The 18,331-nt window shown below is 57.5% G+C and carries 13 protein-coding genes; 9 read left to right on the top strand and 4 right to left on the bottom strand.

Going from position 1 to position 18,331, the window contains the following annotated elements; genetic code table 11:
- The first annotated feature begins 181 nt into the window (after positions 1-181).
- The 5 genes from greB (at position 182) to feoC (ending at position 6,189) form a co-directional block, all read left to right on the top strand.
- Positions 182-655 (top strand): transcription elongation factor GreB, encoded by a 474-nt coding sequence (gene greB, locus ABIE02_RS20630; protein ID WP_032614824.1) that lies wholly within the window; start codon positions 182-184, stop codon positions 653-655.
- A 101-nt stretch (positions 656-756) separates the two neighbouring features.
- Positions 757-3,081 (top strand): Tex family protein, encoded by a 2,325-nt coding sequence (locus tag ABIE02_RS20625; protein ID WP_059307046.1) that lies wholly within the window; start codon positions 757-759, stop codon positions 3,079-3,081.
- A gap of 286 nt (positions 3,082-3,367) precedes the next feature.
- Positions 3,368-3,595, top strand: a complete 228-nt coding sequence (gene feoA / locus ABIE02_RS20620) for a ferrous iron transporter A (RefSeq protein WP_032614828.1) — start codon at positions 3,368-3,370, stop codon at positions 3,593-3,595.
- Between the two features lie 30 nt (positions 3,596-3,625).
- Positions 3,626-5,944 carry a Fe(2+) transporter permease subunit FeoB gene (gene feoB / locus ABIE02_RS20615; RefSeq protein WP_191152128.1) on the top strand — a complete coding sequence of 773 codons (2,319 nt, stop codon included), beginning with the start codon at positions 3,626-3,628 and terminating at the stop codon, positions 5,942-5,944.
- 8 nt (positions 5,945-5,952) lie between these two features.
- Positions 5,953-6,189, top strand: coding sequence for a [Fe-S]-dependent transcriptional repressor FeoC (feoC, locus tag ABIE02_RS20610; protein WP_059307044.1), 237 nt, complete (start codon positions 5,953-5,955; stop codon positions 6,187-6,189).
- Between the two features lie 40 nt (positions 6,190-6,229).
- Here the strand turns inward: feoC and ABIE02_RS20605 are convergent, their stop codons facing one another.
- A complete protein-coding gene (locus ABIE02_RS20605) occupies positions 6,230-6,499 on the bottom strand; it encodes a YdgH/BhsA/McbA-like domain containing protein (RefSeq protein ID WP_032614834.1) in 270 nt (89 codons plus the stop codon).
- A 112-nt stretch (positions 6,500-6,611) separates the two neighbouring features.
- Complete coding sequence (bioH, locus tag ABIE02_RS20600) at positions 6,612-7,385, bottom strand: pimeloyl-ACP methyl ester esterase BioH (RefSeq protein WP_059307043.1); 774 nt, start codon at positions 7,383-7,385, stop codon at positions 6,612-6,614.
- 36 nt (positions 7,386-7,421) lie between these two features.
- On the opposite strand from bioH, the gene gntX reads away from it, so the two are divergent.
- The 3 genes from gntX (at position 7,422) to gntT (ending at position 10,356) form a co-directional block, all read left to right on the top strand.
- Positions 7,422-8,105 carry a DNA utilization protein GntX gene (gene gntX, locus ABIE02_RS20595; RefSeq protein WP_059307042.1) on the top strand — a complete coding sequence of 228 codons (684 nt, stop codon included), beginning with the start codon at positions 7,422-7,424 and terminating at the stop codon, positions 8,103-8,105.
- 58 nt (positions 8,106-8,163) lie between these two features.
- Positions 8,164-8,739 (top strand): Fe-S biogenesis protein NfuA, encoded by a 576-nt coding sequence (gene nfuA, locus ABIE02_RS20590; protein ID WP_032614840.1) that lies wholly within the window; start codon positions 8,164-8,166, stop codon positions 8,737-8,739.
- 300 nt (positions 8,740-9,039) lie between these two features.
- A complete protein-coding gene (gene gntT, locus ABIE02_RS20585) occupies positions 9,040-10,356 on the top strand; it encodes a gluconate transporter (RefSeq protein WP_032614841.1) in 1,317 nt (438 codons plus the stop codon).
- Positions 10,357-10,426: 70 nt separating this feature from the next.
- On the opposite strand, the gene malQ is transcribed toward gntT, so the two are convergent.
- Positions 10,427-12,511: a 4-alpha-glucanotransferase gene (malQ, locus tag ABIE02_RS20580; protein ID WP_336995234.1), complete on the bottom strand. Its 2,085-nt coding sequence runs from the start codon at positions 12,509-12,511 to the stop codon at positions 10,427-10,429.
- A gap of 9 nt (positions 12,512-12,520) precedes the next feature.
- Complete coding sequence (gene malP / locus ABIE02_RS20575; RefSeq protein ID WP_032614855.1) at positions 12,521-14,914, bottom strand: maltodextrin phosphorylase; 2,394 nt, start codon at positions 14,912-14,914, stop codon at positions 12,521-12,523.
- Positions 14,915-15,495: 581 nt separating this feature from the next.
- Here malP and malT point away from each other — a divergent pair.
- Positions 15,496-18,201: an HTH-type transcriptional regulator MalT gene (gene malT, locus ABIE02_RS20570; RefSeq protein WP_059307040.1), complete on the top strand. Its 2,706-nt coding sequence runs from the start codon at positions 15,496-15,498 to the stop codon at positions 18,199-18,201.
- Positions 18,202-18,331 lie beyond the last annotated feature (130 nt).

Below are 18,331 nucleotides of genomic sequence, written 5' to 3'. Positions count from 1 at the left end.
AAAAAGTGCGCGTCCACGACCAGCTAATTCTGGTATAAATTCTAGTCGAAATTGTTACAAAGCATATTTTACAGCAGCTTATCTGCACAATCCGTCACAGAACGCATTATTAATCTTGTCTGATAAGCTAAGTGATACGTAATGTGCGCAAGGTATGCAACCTAAGTCGTAAGGCCAGAGTATGAAAACGCCCCTGATCACCCGCGAAGGGTACGAAAATCTGAAGAAAGAGATGGACACGCTGTGGCGGGAAGAGCGCCCGGAGGTGACGAAAAAAGTGACCTGGGCTGCGAGCCTGGGTGACCGTAGTGAAAACGCCGACTACCAGTACAACAAAAAACGGCTACGCGAAATCGACCGCCGGGTGCGGTATCTGACCAAATGCCTTGAGAACCTGAAAATCGTCGATTACTCCCCGCAGCAGGAGGGCAAAGTCTTCTTCGGCGCGTGGGTGGAGATCGAAAACGACGATGGCGATCTCAAACGCTTTCGTATCGTCGGCTACGATGAAATTTTTGGTCGTAAGGATTACATCTCCATCGACTCGCCAATGGCGCGGGCGCTGCTGAAAAAAGAGGTCGGCGATCTGGCCATCGTGCACACCCCAGCCGGGGAAGCGACCTGGTATGTGAATGCCATCGACTATGTGAAATAACCCGCAAGAACAATCCGAGAGCCTGGCGCGGCGGCTGGCATTTTGCCGCCTCAATCCGTATAACTATCCCCTGATTTTTCGACCCACAAGATGAAATAGCCATGATGAAAGATTCGCTCTGCCGCATTATTGCGGGTGAACTTCAGGCAAGGGCTGAACAGGTAGAAGCTGCCGTTCGCCTGCTTGATGAAGGGAACACCGTGCCGTTTATCGCACGTTATCGTAAGGAAGTGACTGGCGGTCTGGATGATACGCAGCTGCGTAACCTGGAAACCCGCCTTGGCTATCTGCGTGAACTGGAAGACAGGCGTCAGGCGATCCTGAAATCCATCAGTGAACAGGGGAAGCTGACCGACGATCTGGCAAAAGCCATCAACGGCACCCTGAATAAAACCGAGCTCGAAGACCTCTACCTGCCGTACAAACAAAAACGCCGCACCCGCGGACAGATCGCCATTGAAGCTGGCCTGGCGCCGCTGGCGGATCTGCTGTGGACGACGCCGTCCCACGACCCGGAAACCGAAGCCGCGAAATTTATCGATGCCGATAAAGGCGTGGCCGACACGAAAGCCGCCCTCGATGGCGCACGCTACATTCTGATGGAGCGCTTTGCCGAAGACGCCGCGCTGCTGGCAAAAGTCCGTGATTATCTGTGGAAGAACGCCCATATCGTCTCCACTGTGGTGGCGGGTAAAGAGGAAGAAGGGGCGAAATTCCGCGATTACTTCGATCATCATGAGCCGATCTCAACCACCCCCTCTCACCGCGCTCTGGCAATGTTCCGTGGCCGCAATGAAGGCGTGTTGCAGCTCTCCCTGAATGCCGACCCGCAGTTCGACGAGCCGCCGAAAGAGAGCCACGGTGAGCAGATCATTATCGATCATCTCGGCCTGCGCCTGAACAATGCCCCGGCAGACAGCTGGCGCAAAGGGGTCGTGAGCTGGACGTGGCGTATTAAGGTGCTGATGCATCTTGAAACCGAACTGATGGGCACCGTGCGCGAGCGCGCCGAAGATGAAGCGATCAACGTCTTTGCCCGTAACCTGCACGATCTGCTGATGGCCGCTCCGGCGGGCCTGCGCGCCACAATGGGTCTCGATCCGGGCCTGCGTACCGGCGTGAAAGTGGCCGTGGTGGATGGCACCGGCAAGCTGGTTGCGACCGACACCATTTATCCGCATACCGGTCAGGCGGCAAAAGCCGCGGTGGCGGTGGCGGCACTGTGCGAGAAGCACAACGTCGAGCTGGTGGCGATCGGCAACGGCACCGCTTCACGTGAAACCGAGCGTTTCTTCCTCGACCTGCAAAAGCAGTTCCCGAAAGTGACGGCGCAAAAAGTGATTGTCAGCGAAGCGGGCGCGTCGGTGTACTCGGCGTCCGAGCTGGCCGCGCAGGAGTTCCCGGATCTGGACGTTTCCCTGCGCGGGGCGGTCTCTATCGCCCGCCGTCTGCAGGATCCGCTGGCCGAGCTGGTGAAGATCGATCCGAAATCCATTGGCGTGGGCCAGTATCAGCATGACGTCAGCCAGACACAGCTGGCGCGCAAGCTGGATGCGGTGGTGGAAGACTGCGTAAACGCCGTCGGCGTTGACCTGAACACCGCTTCCGTCGCCCTGCTGACTCGCGTGGCGGGCTTAACCCGAATGATGGCGCAGAATATCGTCGCCTGGCGCGATGAAAACGGCCAGTTCCAGAATCGCCAGCAGCTGCTGAAGGTGAGCCGTCTCGGGCCGAAAGCGTTCGAACAGTGCGCAGGCTTCCTGCGTATCAACCACGGCGACAACCCGCTGGATGCCTCTACCGTTCACCCGGAGGCTTATCCAGTTGTCGAGCGTATTCTGGCTGCGACCCAGCAGGCATTGAAGACGCTGATGGGCAACAGCAGCGAACTGCGTAACCTGAAAGCGGTTGATTTCACCGACGAACAGTTTGGTGTGCCCACGGTAACCGACATCATCAAAGAGCTGGAGAAACCAGGCCGCGACCCGCGTCCAGAGTTTAAAACCGCGACCTTTGCCGATGGCGTTGAAACCATGAACGACCTGTTGCCGGGCATGGTACTGGAAGGCGCAGTCACCAACGTCACTAACTTTGGTGCCTTTGTCGATATCGGCGTGCATCAGGATGGTCTGGTCCATATCTCCTCCCTGGCCGACAAGTTCGTGGAAGACCCACATACCGTGGTGAAAGCCGGTGATATCGTGAAGGTGAAAGTGCTGGAAGTGGATCTGCAGCGCAAGCGTATCGCCCTGACCATGCGTCTGGACGAGCAGCCTGGCGAGACCAACGCCCGTCGCGGCGGCGGTAACAGCGATGCGCGTCAGCAGCAGCGCCCCGCTGCAAAACCACGCGGGCGTGAAGCACAGCCATCCGGTAACAGCGCGATGATGGATGCGCTGGCGGCAGCGATGGGTAAAAAACGCTAAATACCCTTTCCCTCACCCTGACCCTCTCCTTTTGAAAGAGGGCTGGGGTGAGGGGAAATTCCTCTCGATCGTTAATAACTACTATTAGCAGCAAATATAAAACCATTCATCATCAGTTTATTAACAAATACCCGTTTCACTTCCCCCCTAAATATTGAGCAAGGTCAATCAGCCCGCAAATTAATAGCCCTGGCTACATTCCGTCACATATTTCATATTGAAGACAGAAACCATTCTCATTACCATTGTGCCTGTTGATTATTTAACCGTTCGTTAAGCAGGCACTATGCAATTCACTCCAGCCAGCGCGTGGAAAATTACCGGCTTCACCCGCGAAATAAGCCCGGCCTATCGGCAAAAACTGCTCTCTTTAGGAATGCTCCCCGGCTCCTCTTTCCAGGTGGTGCGCGTTGCGCCTCTGGGTGATCCGGTGCATATCGAAACCCGACGTGTGAATCTGGTTCTGCGTAAGAAAGATCTCGCCTTAATAGAAATAGAAGCCCTGTCTCAATAACACGCCAGCTCCCGCAGCGAGTCGAATAGAATGAAAAAATTAACCATTGGCTTAATTGGTAATCCGAATTCCGGCAAGACCACGTTATTTAATCAGCTTACCGGCGCGCGTCAGCGAGTGGGTAACTGGGCGGGTGTCACGGTCGAACGTAAAGAAGGCCAGTTTGCGACAACTGATAATCAGGTCACCCTCGTCGATCTGCCCGGCACCTACTCATTAACCACCATTTCCTCTCAGACTTCGCTGGATGAGCAGATCGCCTGCCACTACATTCTGAGCGGCGATGCCGACCTGCTGATCAACGTAGTGGATGCCTCCAACCTTGAGCGAAACCTCTATCTGACGTTACAGCTGCTGGAGCTGGGTATCCCCTGCGTGGTGGCGCTGAACATGCTCGATATTGCGGAAAAGCAACAGATCCGTATCGACATTGATGCCCTCTCCGCCCGCCTGGGCTGCCCGGTGGTGCCGCTCGTCTCCACCCGCGCGCGCGGCATTGATGCTCTCAAGCTGGCGATTGACCGCCACAGCCGCAATACCGACGTGGAGCTGGTGCACTACGCCCAGCCGCTGTTACGAGAAGCCGGGATCCTTGCTCAGGAGATGGCGCACAGCATGCCGTTCAAACAGCGTCACTGGCTCGGCCTGCAGATGCTGGAAGGCGATATCTACAGCCGCGCCTATGCCGGTGATGCCGCGCAATATCTGGATGCCTCCCTTGCGCGGTTGAACGAGGAACTGGACGACCCGGCCCTGCACATTGCCGATGCCCGCTATCAGAGCATCGCCGCCATTTGCGACGTAGCCAGCAACGCCCTCACCGCCGAGCCAAGCCGCTTTACCCGGGCGATGGACTCCGTGATCCTCAACCGTTTTCTCGGCCTGCCGGTGTTCCTGCTGGTGATGTATGTGATGTTCCTGCTCGCCATCAACATCGGCGGCGCACTGCAGCCGCTGTTTGATGTCGGATCCGTGGCAATCTTTATTCACGGCATTCAGTGGCTAGGCTACACCCTGCACTTGCCGGATTGGTTGACCATTTTCCTGGCCCAGGGGCTGGGCGGCGGGATCAACACCGTGCTGCCGCTGGTGCCACAAATCGGCATGATGTATCTGTTCCTCTCGTTCCTTGAGGACTCCGGCTACATGGCCCGCGCGGCCTTCGTCATGGATCGTCTGATGCAGGCCCTCGGTCTGCCAGGTAAATCGTTCGTGCCACTGATTGTCGGCTTCGGCTGCAACGTGCCGTCAGTCATGGGTGCCCGCACCCTGGATGCGCCACGCGAACGTCTGATGACCATCATGATGGCGCCGTTTATGTCCTGCGGCGCCCGGCTGGCGATCTTCGCAGTGTTTGCCGCGGCCTTCTTCGGCCAGGAGGGGGCGCTGGCGGTCTTCTCGCTGTATGTGCTGGGCATCGTGATGGCGATCCTCACCGGCCTGATGCTCAAACACACCATCATGCGCGGTGAAGCCACGCCGTTCGTCATGGAGCTGCCGGTCTACCACGTTCCACACCTGAAGAGCCTGCTGATCCAGACCTGGCAGCGGCTTAAAGGCTTTGTCCTGCGGGCAGGTAAAGTGATTGTGGTGGTCAGTATCTTCCTCAGCGCGCTGAACAGCTTTACGCTCAGCGGCCAGGCGGCGGATAACATTAATGACTCAGCGCTGGCCTCCGTCAGCCGGGTGATCACGCCCCTGTTCAAGCCGATTGGCGTCCATGAAGACAACTGGCAGGCCACCGTCGGGCTGTTTACCGGCGCGATGGCGAAGGAGGTCGTGGTCGGCACGCTGAACACCCTCTACACCGCAGAAAATATTCAGGAAGAGGAATTTAACCCGGCAGATTTCCATCTCGGGGACGAACTGTTCAGCGCAGTGGATGACACCTGGCAGAGCCTGAAAGACACCTTCAGCCTGAGCGTCCTGGCGAACCCGATTGAAGCCAGCAAAGGCGACGGGGAGATGGGGACCGGTGCTATGGGCGTGATGAGCGAGAAGTTTGGCAGCGCCTCGGCGGCCTACAGCTACCTGATCTTCGTCCTGCTCTACATTCCGTGCATCTCGGTGATGGGGGCCATTGCCCGCGAGTCGAGCCGCGGCTGGATGGGCTTCTCGGTTCTGTGGGGGCTGAATATCGCTTACTCGCTGGCAACGGTGTACTACCAGACGGTCAATTTTAGCCAGCATCCCCACTACAGCCTGATCTGTATCCTGGCGGTAGTGCTGTTTAACGTGGTGGTGATGGGCCTGTTGCGCCGGGCGCGCAGCCGCGTGGACGTCAACCTGCTGGCGAAAGGCAGAACCGCAGCGGCCTGCTGCGACAGCCCGGCCCGCGACTGTCATTAGGAGGCGGCATGGCATCGTTAATTGAGGTACGTGATTTACTGGCGTTGCAGGGAAGAATGGACGCTACCCAGCTTAGCCAAATCCTGCGCACGCCGCAGGCAATGATCGAGGCCATGCTTGAACGTCTGGAAGCGATGGGGAAAGCGAAGCGTATCCAGGAGGATGCCGACGGCTGCTTATCCGGCAGCTGTAAAAGCTGCCCCGAAGGAAAAGCTTGCCTCAGGGAGTGGTGGGCGCTGCGTTAATCGTCAGTAAAGCCGGGCAAATCTGCCCGGCTTTATCTCATTATTTGAAGACTTCTGCAGTCGCGCGGATATCTTTCTGATCTTTGTTGGCGCTGGTGACGACATAATACTTACCGCCCATCTCATCTGCTTTCTTGGAAAGCTCTTTTCTCGCATCCATCGGCGCGGTGGTATCAGAGGTAGAGATATCGCCAACTTTCGTCAAATTCATCTCTTTCACTTTATCTTTCTGGATTTCTTCTGCCGCCATCACGCCAAAAGAGAGTGATCCAATAACCAGAGAAGCAACAATACCTGTAACAAGTTTCATAGTCATGACTCCCAAAGAGGATTGTAGTTTTGATTATCGAAGGCGGGATAACCGCAACGATAAATTAAGTATTGTTGCGGTATGTCACTTTTTCCAGCGGGAATAAAAATAATCAGACTAAACGCTGACTTAAGGTCGTTAACGCCGCGCAAAACTCATTAGGGTGAGAGATAAAGGGCGCATGGGCTGCTTTGGCGACGATCAAGGCTTCGCTCTGCGGCCATTGCTCATCCAGCAACGGCACGATCTTGCGCGGTACCAGCCCGTCGAGATAACCATAAATACGCAGATGCGGCAGCGTCAGGGACGCCAGCGGCTCCCGCAGATCGGCCGTTTTGAGGATCTCCAGCCCACCATTCAGCACCTCAACCTCCGGCATCGGTAATGACAGCACCGTGGTCTTCAGCGTCCGGGCGTCCTGGCGTGCGGTTTCCGTTCCCATGGTCTGCAGGGCGAGGAAACGCTCCACCGTGCGCTGGAAATCGTTGCTTAACTGCTGCTGGAAACCGGCCAGCACCTCGGATTTGATCCCCGGCCACTCCGCCTGGGCGCTGAAACAGGGTGAGGACGCAACGGTGACCAGCGCCTGCACGCGCTCAGGGTGCGTCAGGGCGATCTGGCTTGCCACCAGCCCGCCCAGGCTCCAGCCCAGCCAGATCGCCTTATCCGGTGCCTGAGCCAGCACCTGCTCCGCCATATCGGCCAGCGGCATCGCGCCAAAATCACGGCTGCGGCCAAAGCCCGGCAGATCCACCAGGTGCAGCGTAAATTGCGAGGCCAGTTCCTCGCTGATGCAACGCCATACTTCCGCGTTCAGCCCCCATCCGTGCAGCAGCACAAGATGGCAATTTCCTGTCCCAACGGTCTGCCACCAAAGGTTATTCATCGATTACTGTTCTCTTTTTTCACAAGGAGGTTATCTATGCTAACAGTGCCCGGCTTGTGCTGGCTATGCCGGATGCCGCTTGCGCTCAGCCACTGGGGGATCTGTTCCGTATGCGAAAAGGGGATTGCGCGGCGTGCAGTGGGTTGCCCACAGTGTGGCTTACCGGCCATCCACCCTCGCCTGCCCTGCGGGCGCTGCCTGCGTAAACCACCGCCCTGGCAGGCGCTGGTGGCGGTGTGCGGCTATACGCCGCCCGTGAGTCAGCTGGTACATCAATTCAAGTTTTCGGGTCGCAGCCAGCTGGCAAAACCGCTGGCGAGGCTACTACTGCTGGCGCTGCTGCATGCCCGGCGCAGCCGTGGGTTACCGGCCGTGGATATGCTGGTCTGTGTGCCGCTGTGGTCCCGGCGGCAATGGCGGCGCGGGTTTAACCAGAGCGATTTGCTCTGTCGTCCCCTGGCCCACTGGCTAAACTGCCGCTATGCGCCCGAGGCCCTTCGCCGGATCCGCGCCACCCCGGCGCAGCATCAGCTCAGCGCCAGAATGCGTAAACGTAACCTGGACCACGCTTTTGCGCTTGAATTACCGGTCACAGGACGCCATATCGCTGTGGTGGATGATGTCGTGACAACAGGCGCTACCGTCGCAGAACTCTCCCGCCTGCTTTTGCGAAGCGGCGCGGCGTCGGTTCAGGTATGGTGTCTGTGTCGAACCTTGTAGCGCCCTCAGGTTGGGCGTATTATAACCAGGTATTTTAGTCAACTATTAGGCCAATGCTATGATCCGTATTTCCGATGCTGCACAAGCGCACTTTGCCAAACTGCTGGCAAATCAGGAAGAAGGGACCCAGATCCGTGTATTCGTGATCAACCCGGGCACCCCGAATGCAGAATGCGGCGTCTCTTATTGCCCACCGGATGCTGTGGAAGCAACTGACACCGCCCTGAAATTTGAGCAACTCACCGCCTATGTCGATGAGCTGAGCGCCCCGTATCTGGAAGATGCGGAAATTGATTTTGTTACCGACCAACTGGGTTCACAGTTAACCCTGAAAGCGCCAAACGCCAAAATGCGCAAAGTCACCGACGATGCCCCGCTGATGGAGCGCGTTGAGTACCTGCTGCAGTCCCAGATCAACCCGCAGCTGGCGGGCCACGGTGGTCGCGTCTCCCTGATGGAGATCACCGAAGACGGTCTGGCTATTCTGCAGTTCGGCGGCGGCTGTAACGGCTGTTCCATGGTAGACGTTACCCTGAAAGAAGGGATCGAGAAGCAGCTGCTGAACGAGTTCCCGGAGCTGAAAGGCGTACGCGATCTCACCGAACACCAGCGCGGCGAACACTCCTACTACTGATTGCCCGTCTGTTTGCCCGGTGGCGCTACGCTTACCGGGCCTCTCCCCCGCTTTCCCCTCTCATAACATGACCTGCGTCTCATAATTCACATTTTGACCGCTGGGGTGATTCTCAACCCGCACATGTTACCCGTATCATTCCCGTGGGCACTTAAGCACCTTTACGTCGACCGACTACGCTTAATGATTTAGAAGGCGGCCTGTCTTAGTGCCATCAGTACGCTGTTCCCAGTTGGGGCAACATGAATATGTCGTTGAAACAATGACGTTACCCATAACAATTTTAAAGGCCAGAAAATCATGCCATTAGTCATCGTCGCTATCGGTGTCGTTCTGTTACTCCTCCTGATGATCCGTTTCAAAATGAACGGTTTTATCGCCCTTGTGCTGGTGGCCCTTGCCGTCGGCCTGATGCAAGGTATGCCGCTGGTAAAAGTAATCAGCTCCATTAAAGCGGGTGTGGGCGGTACGCTCGGTAGCCTCGCGCTGATCATGGGCTTCGGGGCCATGCTGGGCAAAATGCTGGCCGACTGCGGTGGCGCACAGCGCATCGCAACCACGCTGATTGCCAAATTTGGTAAGCAGCACATCCAGTGGGCGGTCGTTTTAACCGGCTTTACCGTAGGTTTTGCGCTGTTCTACGAAGTGGGCTTTGTGCTGATGCTGCCGCTGGTCTTCACCATCGCTGCCTCTGCCAGCATCCCGCTGCTGTATGTGGGCGTGCCAATGGCCGCTGCGCTGTCCGTGACGCACGGCTTCCTGCCGCCGCACCCTGGCCCGACCGCTATCGCCACCATCTTCCATGCTGATATGGGTAAAACCCTGCTGTTTGGTACTATTCTGGCGATCCCAACCGTTATTCTGGCCGGTCCGGTCTTTGCACGTTGCCTGAAAGGTATCGACAAGCCAATCCCGGAAGGTCTGTACAGCGCAAAAACCTTCACCGAAGCAGAAATGCCAAGCTTTGCCGTCAGCGTCTGGACCTCTCTGGTGCCGGTGGTGCTGATGGCCCTGCGTGCCGTCTGTGAAATGGTTCTGCCGAAAGGCCATCCGGTGCTCGGCGTGGCTGAGTTCCTCGGCGATCCGGTCATGGCGACCCTGATTGCGGTTCTGATTGCGCTGTTCACCTTCGGTCTGAACCGTGGCCGTTCCATGGATCAGATTAACGATACCCTGACCTCCTCGATCAAAATCATTGCCATGATGCTGCTGATCATCGGTGGTGGCGGTGCGTTCAAACAGGTTCTGGTTGATAGCGGCGTGGACAAGTACATCGCCTCCATGATGCATGACACCAACATCTCCCCAATCCTGATGGCGTGGTCTATCGCGGCGGTGCTGCGTATCGCCCTGGGTTCCGCAACCGTTGCGGCTATCACCGCAGGCGGCATCGTTGCTCCACTGATTGCCACCACAGGCGTCAGCCCTGAGCTGATGGTTATTGCAGTGGGTTCCGGTAGCGTGATCTTCTCTCACGTAAACGACCCAGGCTTCTGGCTGTTCAAAGAGTACTTCAACCTGACCATCGGTGAGACCATCAAATCCTGGTCGATGCTGGAAACCATCATCTCCGTCTGCGGGCTGATTGGGTGTCTGCTGTTGGGTATGGTTGTTTGATATAGCAATTACCGGGTGGCAGCTACGCTTACCCGGCAATAAAAAACCCGCCATCCGGCGGGTTTTTTTATTACTTCCTGGCAGCCGCTTTTCGCCGCTTATCCAGGTCTTTAATCAGCTTATTCACCCCGTCATCGGCAAACATCGCCTCCAGGGACGTAGACAGCTTGCGACGCCAGTTTTTGTACTGATAGCTGGTGCCAGGGATGTTAACCGGCTCCGGCATATCCAGCCAGTCTTCCGGCTGCAACCCCAACAGCGCGCTGTTGCTGTCGGCAATGTAACGCTGCAGACCGCGGTTCAGCGTTGGGGTCATCGACATCAACGACGCCTTGTGCCCGGTGCGTTTCGGCAGGCAACCGTGCTCGTGCAACGCATCCAGCAGCCCCTGCTTCGACAGCTCACGATCCTGATACAGCCCGCGCAGCATTACCTCGTCAGGGTATAGCCCCAGCGTCTTACCAAGGGTAAGGTCCCCGCTGTCCCACCAGCCACGAAGCGTAGGAAGGTCATGCGTCGTCGCGACTGCCATTGATTGTTCTGGATACGCCTCCGGCGCGCGGAAGTTCTTCTCAAGGTCGTTTTCAAAATAGAGCACTTTGTAGGAGTAAACGCCGCTGTCACGCAGCTTGCTGACGATTTCAACCGGAACGGTGCCGAGATCTTCCCCGATCACCATGCAGTTATGACGCTTACTTTCCAGCGCAAGGATGGAGAGTAAATCGTCTACCGGATAATGGACGTAGGCCCCGTGGTCGGCGGTCTCACCGTAGGGGATCCACCACAGGCGCAGGACCGACATCACGTGGTCGATACGCAGCGCGCCGCAGTTCTGCATGTTGGCGCGCAGCAGCTCGATAAATGGCTCATAGGCGCGGGCAGCGATCACGTGCGGGTCCATCGGCGGCAGACCCCAGTTCTGACCCAGCGGGCCAAGAATATCCGGTGGCGCGCCGACAGAGGCTTTCAGGCAGTAAAGCTCGCGATCGCACCAGGTTTCCGCCCCGCCCTCGGCGACACCCACCGCCAGGTCACGGTACAGGCCAATCGGCATGTCGTAGCCCTGACTCTCCTGCCAGCAGGCGGCAAACTGACTGTAGGCCAGCCACTGCAGCCAGAGGTAGAAGTCGACCTCGTCGGTGTGCTCTTCGCAAAACGCTTTTACCGCCGGGGAATCAACGGATTGGTACTGCTCGGGCCATACCGGCCAGCCCCAGCGCATTTCGTCCTCTTTCACCTGATATGCGTGCAGCGCATCAAAGGCCGCCTGCCAGTAAAGGCTCTCCCCTTCCCGGGCAACAAACTCCCGGAAGGCCGCCATCTGTTCGTCGTCACGCTTTGCAAAGTCTTTCCACGCCATGCGCAGCGCAGCCATTTTCAGCGCGGTGACGGAAGCATAATCGACCCACTCGGCATCCCGGGCGCGTTGCAGCGTCTGCCGGGTAGTGTCCATCTTCCACCAGGCTTGCGCCTCGGCGCTGTTACGGAAATCCTCAACGGCGTTTACGTCGATATAAATCACGTTCAGCCAGCGACGGGATGACGGGCTGTACGGGCTGGCGCTCTCCGGGTTCGCCGGATAGAGGGCATGGATCGGGTTGAGGCCGATAAAGGCCCCGCCGCGCTTGCCGACGTCGGTGAGCATCTTCTTCAGATCGCCAAAGTCGCCAATGCCCCAGTTCGCCTCAGAGCGCAGCGTATAGAGCTGCACGCAGGCACCCCACAGTTTCTTGCCCTCTTTCAGCGCCTGCGGCTCGTAGCAGCGTTTTGGCGCCACAATCACCCGGCAGTGCCAGCGGTGATCGTCCTGTGTCAGCGTCAGGGTGTGATAACCCTCCGGCAGTTTTGCCGGCAGGTTGAGATTTTTGCCGCCCGTCGCGTGGCCTTTATGCTGATGCCCCTCTTCGGTCGTCAGCAGCCAGCTAAAGTCGCCGCTGCCTTCAATCATCAGCGGCATCTTTTTGCCCGCGGTATAGACCATCACGTTCGGGACGGCGGTAACCGCCGCTTTCGCGACGGGGTTGGCTTTATGCATAGCATCCAGCAAACGCCTCTTGGTCTCAGCACCAATAGACTGCGGTTTACCATGAGCATTGATATAGCTGGGGCTGATCCCCGCCGCCAGGGCGGCATTATCGAGACGTTTACTTTCCATCGCGCTTCCTTAGCGTTTTGCCTGCCAGATACGGGCCTGGTAGTCGCGGATTGAACGGTCAGAGCTGAACATGCCGCAGCGCGCGGTGTTCAGAATGCACGCCCGGGTCCAGGCTTCCTGATCGCGATACAGCACATCGACCTGTTTCTGCGCTTCGACGTAGCCCGCAAAGTCGGCCATCAGCAGGTACGGATCGCCGCCCTGTTTGCCGATGCTGTGCAGCATCTGGTCGAACGCGTGCTTGTCCCCGTCGCTGTATTTGCCGCTCTCCAGCTCCTTCAGCACCGCATCCAGCAGCTTGTCTTTTTTACGCCATTTCACCGGGTCGTAACCTTTGGCTTTGATGGCTTTAACTTCTTCCACAGTATGGCCGAAGATAAAGATGTTCTCGTCGCCCACCTGCTCGGCAATCTCTACGTTGGCACCGTCCAGCGTCCCGACGGTCAGTGCACCGTTCAGGGCCAGCTTCATGTTGCCGGTACCGGATGCCTCTTTGCCCGCGGTAGAAATCTGCTCGGAAACATCCGCCGCCGGGATCATCAGCTCCGCCGCAGAGACGCAGTAATCCGGCAGGAAGACCACTTTCAGCTTGTCGCCCACTTTCGGATCGTTATTCACCGCGTCGGCCACTTTATTGATAGCGAAGATAATGTTTTTTGCCAGGTAATAACCCGGTGCAGCTTTGGCACCGAACAGGAACACGCGCGGCACACGGTCGGCCTGCGGGTTCTCGCGGATCTCTTTGTACAGCGCCAGAATATGCAGCAGGTTCAGGTGCTGACGTTTGTACTCGTGCAGGCGTTTAATCTGGATATCAAAAATCGCGTTCGGGTTGATCTCAATCCCGGTACGGGTTTTAACGAAGGCCGCCAGGCGCACTTTATTGTCCTGCTTGATGGTGCGGTACGTCTCGCGGAAGGCCGCATCGTCAGCCTGTTTTTCCAGGTTGATTAGCTGGTCGAGGTCGTTCGCCCACTCTTTATCCAGCGTCTTATCCAGCAGTTCAGCAAGCTGAGGGTTGCACTGTTTGATCCAGCGACGCGGCGTAATGCCGTTGGTGACGTTGTGGAACTTGTTCGGCCACAGCTGGTGATATTCCGGGAACAGATCTTTCACGACCAGGTCGGAGTGCAGCGCGGCCACGCCGTTCACCGCAAAACCGCTGACCACGCACAGGTTAGCCATGCGAACCTGCTTGTCGAACACCACAGCCAGTTTCGCCCACACCGCTTTATCGCCCGGCCAGGTTTTATCCACCAGCTTTTTGAAGCGGTTGTTGATCTCGTTGATCAGCTGCATATGGCGCGGCAGCAGGGTTTTAATCAGCTTCTCATCCCAGCACTCCAGCGCCTCTGGCATCAGGGTGTGGTTAGTGTAAGCGAAGGTCTTGCTGGTGATGGCCCAGGCGTCGTCCCAGCTCAGCTGATGCTCGTCGATCAGCACGCGCAGCAGTTCAGGGATGGCGATGGTCGGGTGGGTGTCATTCAGCTGGATCACTTCATAATCTGGCAGCTCCGCCAGCTTGCGGCCCGCCAGATGGTGGCGACGTAAAATGTCGGCCACGGAACAGGCGCACTGGAAATACTGCTGCATCAGGCGCAGCTTTTTGCCCGCCAGATGGTTGTCGTTCGGGTAAAGCACTTTGGTCAGCTTGTCGGCGTCGATGCCCTGCTGCTCAGCGCGCAGGAAATCGCCGTCGTTGAATTTGGTCAGGTTAAACGGGTGAGCGTGCGTCGCCTGCCACAGGCGCAGCGGCTGCGCGACGCCGTTACGGTAGCCCAGCACCGGCAGATCCCAGGCCTGGCCGGTAATGGTAAAGCCCGGCTCCCACTGGCCCGCTTTCGTTACTTTACCGCCAATGCCAACCTGCACGTCCAGCGCTTCGTTGTGGCGGAACCACGGGTAGCTGCCCCGATGCCAGTCGTCCGGGGCTTCCATCTGCTGGCCGCCTGCGAAGGACTGGCGGAACAGGCCGTACTGATAGTTCAGGCCATAGCCAGTGGCCGACTGCCCCACCGTCGCCATTGAGTCAAGGAAACAGGCCGCCAGACGACCCAGACCGCCGTTGCCCAACGCCGGATCGATCTCCTCTTCCAGCAGGTCGGTCAGGTTGATGTTGTGCGTGTTCAGCACATCGCTGACCTCCTGATACCAGCCGAGGTTCAGCAGGTTGTTGCCGGTCAGACGGCCAATCAGGAACTCCATGGAGATATAGTTAACGTGGCGCTGGCCTGCCACGGGTTTTACCGCGGGTTGGGCACTCAGCAGCTCTGCGAGCGCTCCACTGACGGCCTGCCACCACTGGCGGGAGGTCATGTCTTCGGCGGCGTGTAAACCAAAACGCTGCCACTGACGCGTCAGGGCAGCCTGGAATTGAGCTTTGTTGAAAGTCGGCTGTGACATAGAGAATCTGCATCCTGTAGAGAGAAAATAAGGCGTTGGTGCTAGTGTGCCTGGCTCCTTACACCACTTCCTCCTCCTGCCGGGGATTAGACAGGGAGGAGTAGCAGGGATGAGCGGGAAAGTGTGATCGCCGCCACTTTATGCCGCGGGAGTGAGGGTATTAAGGGTGAGCTTTTCGGTGAGGGAGTCAAAAAAATGAAATGCGGTTTCGCCTGAAATATAGGCACCGGGCAATAATTACTTACCTGAAGTAATAACGTTCAGAATTTACTGCACGCCAGCGCGTTATTTTACGCAAGTTACTCTTTCGGGACTTTATTAACTTTTCATGCCATTTACGATTCTATATTCCTTTTTATGCTTAACCTTCTGAAACACGCCACCCCAGTATCCATGCGCTTTTGAGGCCATCGGAAAAGTTCCTTCCTCCCTGCATATATTTTTGTGACACAGTGCAAATTAAGGGACACAAAACCCGGACATAACTTGCAATAAAAAGGTTTCTGACCGAACTTATAAGGATTAATTACGAAGCGCAAAAAAAATAAAAATCTCGATTTCCACACAGTGAAGTGAAACCTATGTTGATTCCGTCCAAATTAAGTCGCCCGGTTCGTCTTGACCATACTGTGGTCCGCGAACGCTTGCTGGCGAAACTTTCCGGCGCGAACAATTTTCGACTGGCGCTGGTAACGAGTCCTGCAGGCTACGGCAAAACCACGCTCATTTCGCAATGGGCTTCCGGCAAGACCGATCTCGGCTGGTACTCCCTCGATGAGGGCGACAACCAGCAGGAGCGTTTTGCCAGTTATTTGATCGCCGCTATTCAGCAGGCGACCAACGGCCACTGTGTCACCAGCGAAGTGATGGTGCAAAAGCGCCAGTACGCCAGCCTCTCTTCCCTTTTTTCGCAACTGTTTATCGAGCTGGCCGAATGGCATCGTCCGCTCTACCTGGTCATTGATGACTACCATCTGATCACCAATCCGGTTATCCATGAGTCGATGCGCTTTTTCCTGCGCCACCAGCCGGAAAACCTGACCCTGGTGATCCTGTCGCGCAACCTGCCGCAGCTGGGCATAGCCAACCTGCGCGTGCGCGATCAGCTGCTGGAAGTGGGCAGCCAACAACTCTCCTTTACTCATCAGGAAGCGAAGCAGTTCTTTGACTGCCGCCTGAAATCCCCTATCGAGGTGGCTGAAAGCAGCCGCCTGTGCGACGACGTGGCAGGCTGGGCGACCGCCCTGCAACTGATTGCCCTGTCGGCGCGGCATAACAACAGCTCGACGCAGCAATCCGCCCGTCGTCTGTCGGGGATTAATGCCAGCCATCTTTCCGATTATCTGGTGGATGAGGTACTCGACAGCGTAGACCAGTCCACCCGTCAGTTCCTGCTGAAAAGCTCCCTGCTGCGCTCGATGAACGATGCGCTGATCGTGCGCGTCACTGGCGAAGACAACGGCCAGATGCGCCTGGAGGAGATCGAACGCCAGGGGTTGTTCCTGCAACGCATGGACGACTCCGGGGAGTGGTTCAGCTACCACCCGCTGTTTGGCAGTTTCCTGCGCCAGCGCTGTCAGTGGGAGCTGGCAACCGAATTACCGGAAATCCACCGCGCCGCCGCCGAGAGCTGGATGGCGCAGGGCTTCCCGAGCGAGGCCATTCACCACGCGCTGGCGGCGGGCGATGCCCATATGCTGCGCGATATTCTGCTCAATCACGCCTGGAGCCTGTTTAACCACAGTGAGCTGGCCCTGCTGGAGGAGTCGCTGCGCGCCCTGCCGTGGGATAGCCTGCTGGAAAACCCGCGTCTGGTGCTGCTGCAGGCCTGGCTGATGCAGAGCCAGCATCGCTACAGCGAAGTGAACACCCTGCTGGCCCGCGCCGAGCAAGAGATGAAAGGCGAGATGGACGCCGCCCTGCACGGCGAATTCAACGCCCTGCGCGCGCAGGTGGCCATTAACGACGGCAACCCGGAAGAGGCCCAGCGCCTGGCCCTTGGCGCGCTGGAAGAGCTGCCGCTGGCGAACTTCTACAGCCGTATCGTCGCCACGTCGGTGCATGGTGAAGTCCTGCACTGTAAGGGCGACCTGACCCGCTCGCTGTCGCTGATGCAGCAGACCGAGCAGATGGCGCGCCGCCATGACGTCTGGCACTACGCCCTGTGGAGCCTGATCCAGCAGAGCGAAATTTTGTTTGCCCAGGGCTTCCTGCAGGCCGCCTGGGAGACCCAGGAGAAAGCCTTCACCCTGATCCGCGATCAGCACCTGGAACAGCTGCCGATGCACGAGTTCCTGCTGCGCATTCGCGCCCAGCTGCTGTGGGCGTGGGCACGTCTGGACGAAGCCGAAACCACCGCCCGCCATGGTGTCGATGTGCTCTCTGCCTATCAGCCGCAGCAGCAGTTGCAATGTCTGGGCTTGCTGGTGCAGTGCTCGCTGGCCCGCGGCGATCTGGATAACGCCCGTAACCACCTCAACCGTCTGGAGAACCTGCTCGGCAACGGCCAGTATCACAGCGACTGGGTATCCAACGCCGATAAAGTGCGGGTGATTTACTGGCAGATGACGGGCGACAAGAAATCGGCAGCCAACTGGCTGCGCCAGACGCCGAAGCCAGAGTTTGCTAATAACCACTTCCTGCAGAGCCAGTGGCGCAACATTGCCCGCGCGCAGATCCTGTTGGGCGAGTTCGAACCGGCCGAGATGGTGCTGGAAGAGTTGAATGAAAATGCCCGCAGCCTGCGTCTGATGAGCGATCTGAACCGCAACCTGCTGCTGCAAAACCAGCTTTACTGGCAGTCTGGCCGCAAAAATGACGCCCAACGCGTGCTGCTGGAAGCGCTGCAACTGGCGAACCGCACCGGGTTTATCAGCCACTTTGTGATTGAAGGCGAGACCATGGCGCAGCAGTTGCGTCAGTTGATTCAGCTCAATACCCTGCCGGAGCTGGACCAGCATCGCGCCCAGCGCATCCTGCGTGAGATTAACCAGCATCATCGCCACAAGTTTGCCCATTTCGATGAGACCTTTGTGGAGCGTCTGCTGACCCACCCGGAAGTGCCGGAACTGATCCGTACCAGCCCGCTCACCCAGCGTGAGTGGCAGGTGCTGGGGCTGATCTACTCAGGCTACAGCAACGAGCAGATTGCCGGTGAGCTGGCCGTGGCAGCCACCACCATCAAAACGCATATCCGAAATCTGTATCAGAAGCTGGGCGTCGCCCACCGCCAGGATGCGGTGCTTCATGCGCAGCAGCTGTTGAAGATGATGGGGTATGGGGTTTAAGGCTTTGTGCGGGTGATGCCCTCGCCCTGTCTTACAGAGCACGCGCAAACACAAAAAACGGCAACCCGGGTTGTAATGTCAGTCAGTTAAGCAACTCAGTACTTCTGAATGACTTAAGTGGAAGGGTTCC

Origin of the sequence: Leclercia sp. 1548 (genome assembly GCF_050435045.1) — a bacterium.
GTDB classification, from domain to species: domain Bacteria; phylum Pseudomonadota; class Gammaproteobacteria; order Enterobacterales; family Enterobacteriaceae; genus Enterobacter; species Enterobacter adecarboxylatus.
The sequence above is the reverse complement of the archived record's forward strand: the minus strand, read 5'-3'. Positions and strand labels throughout refer to the sequence as shown.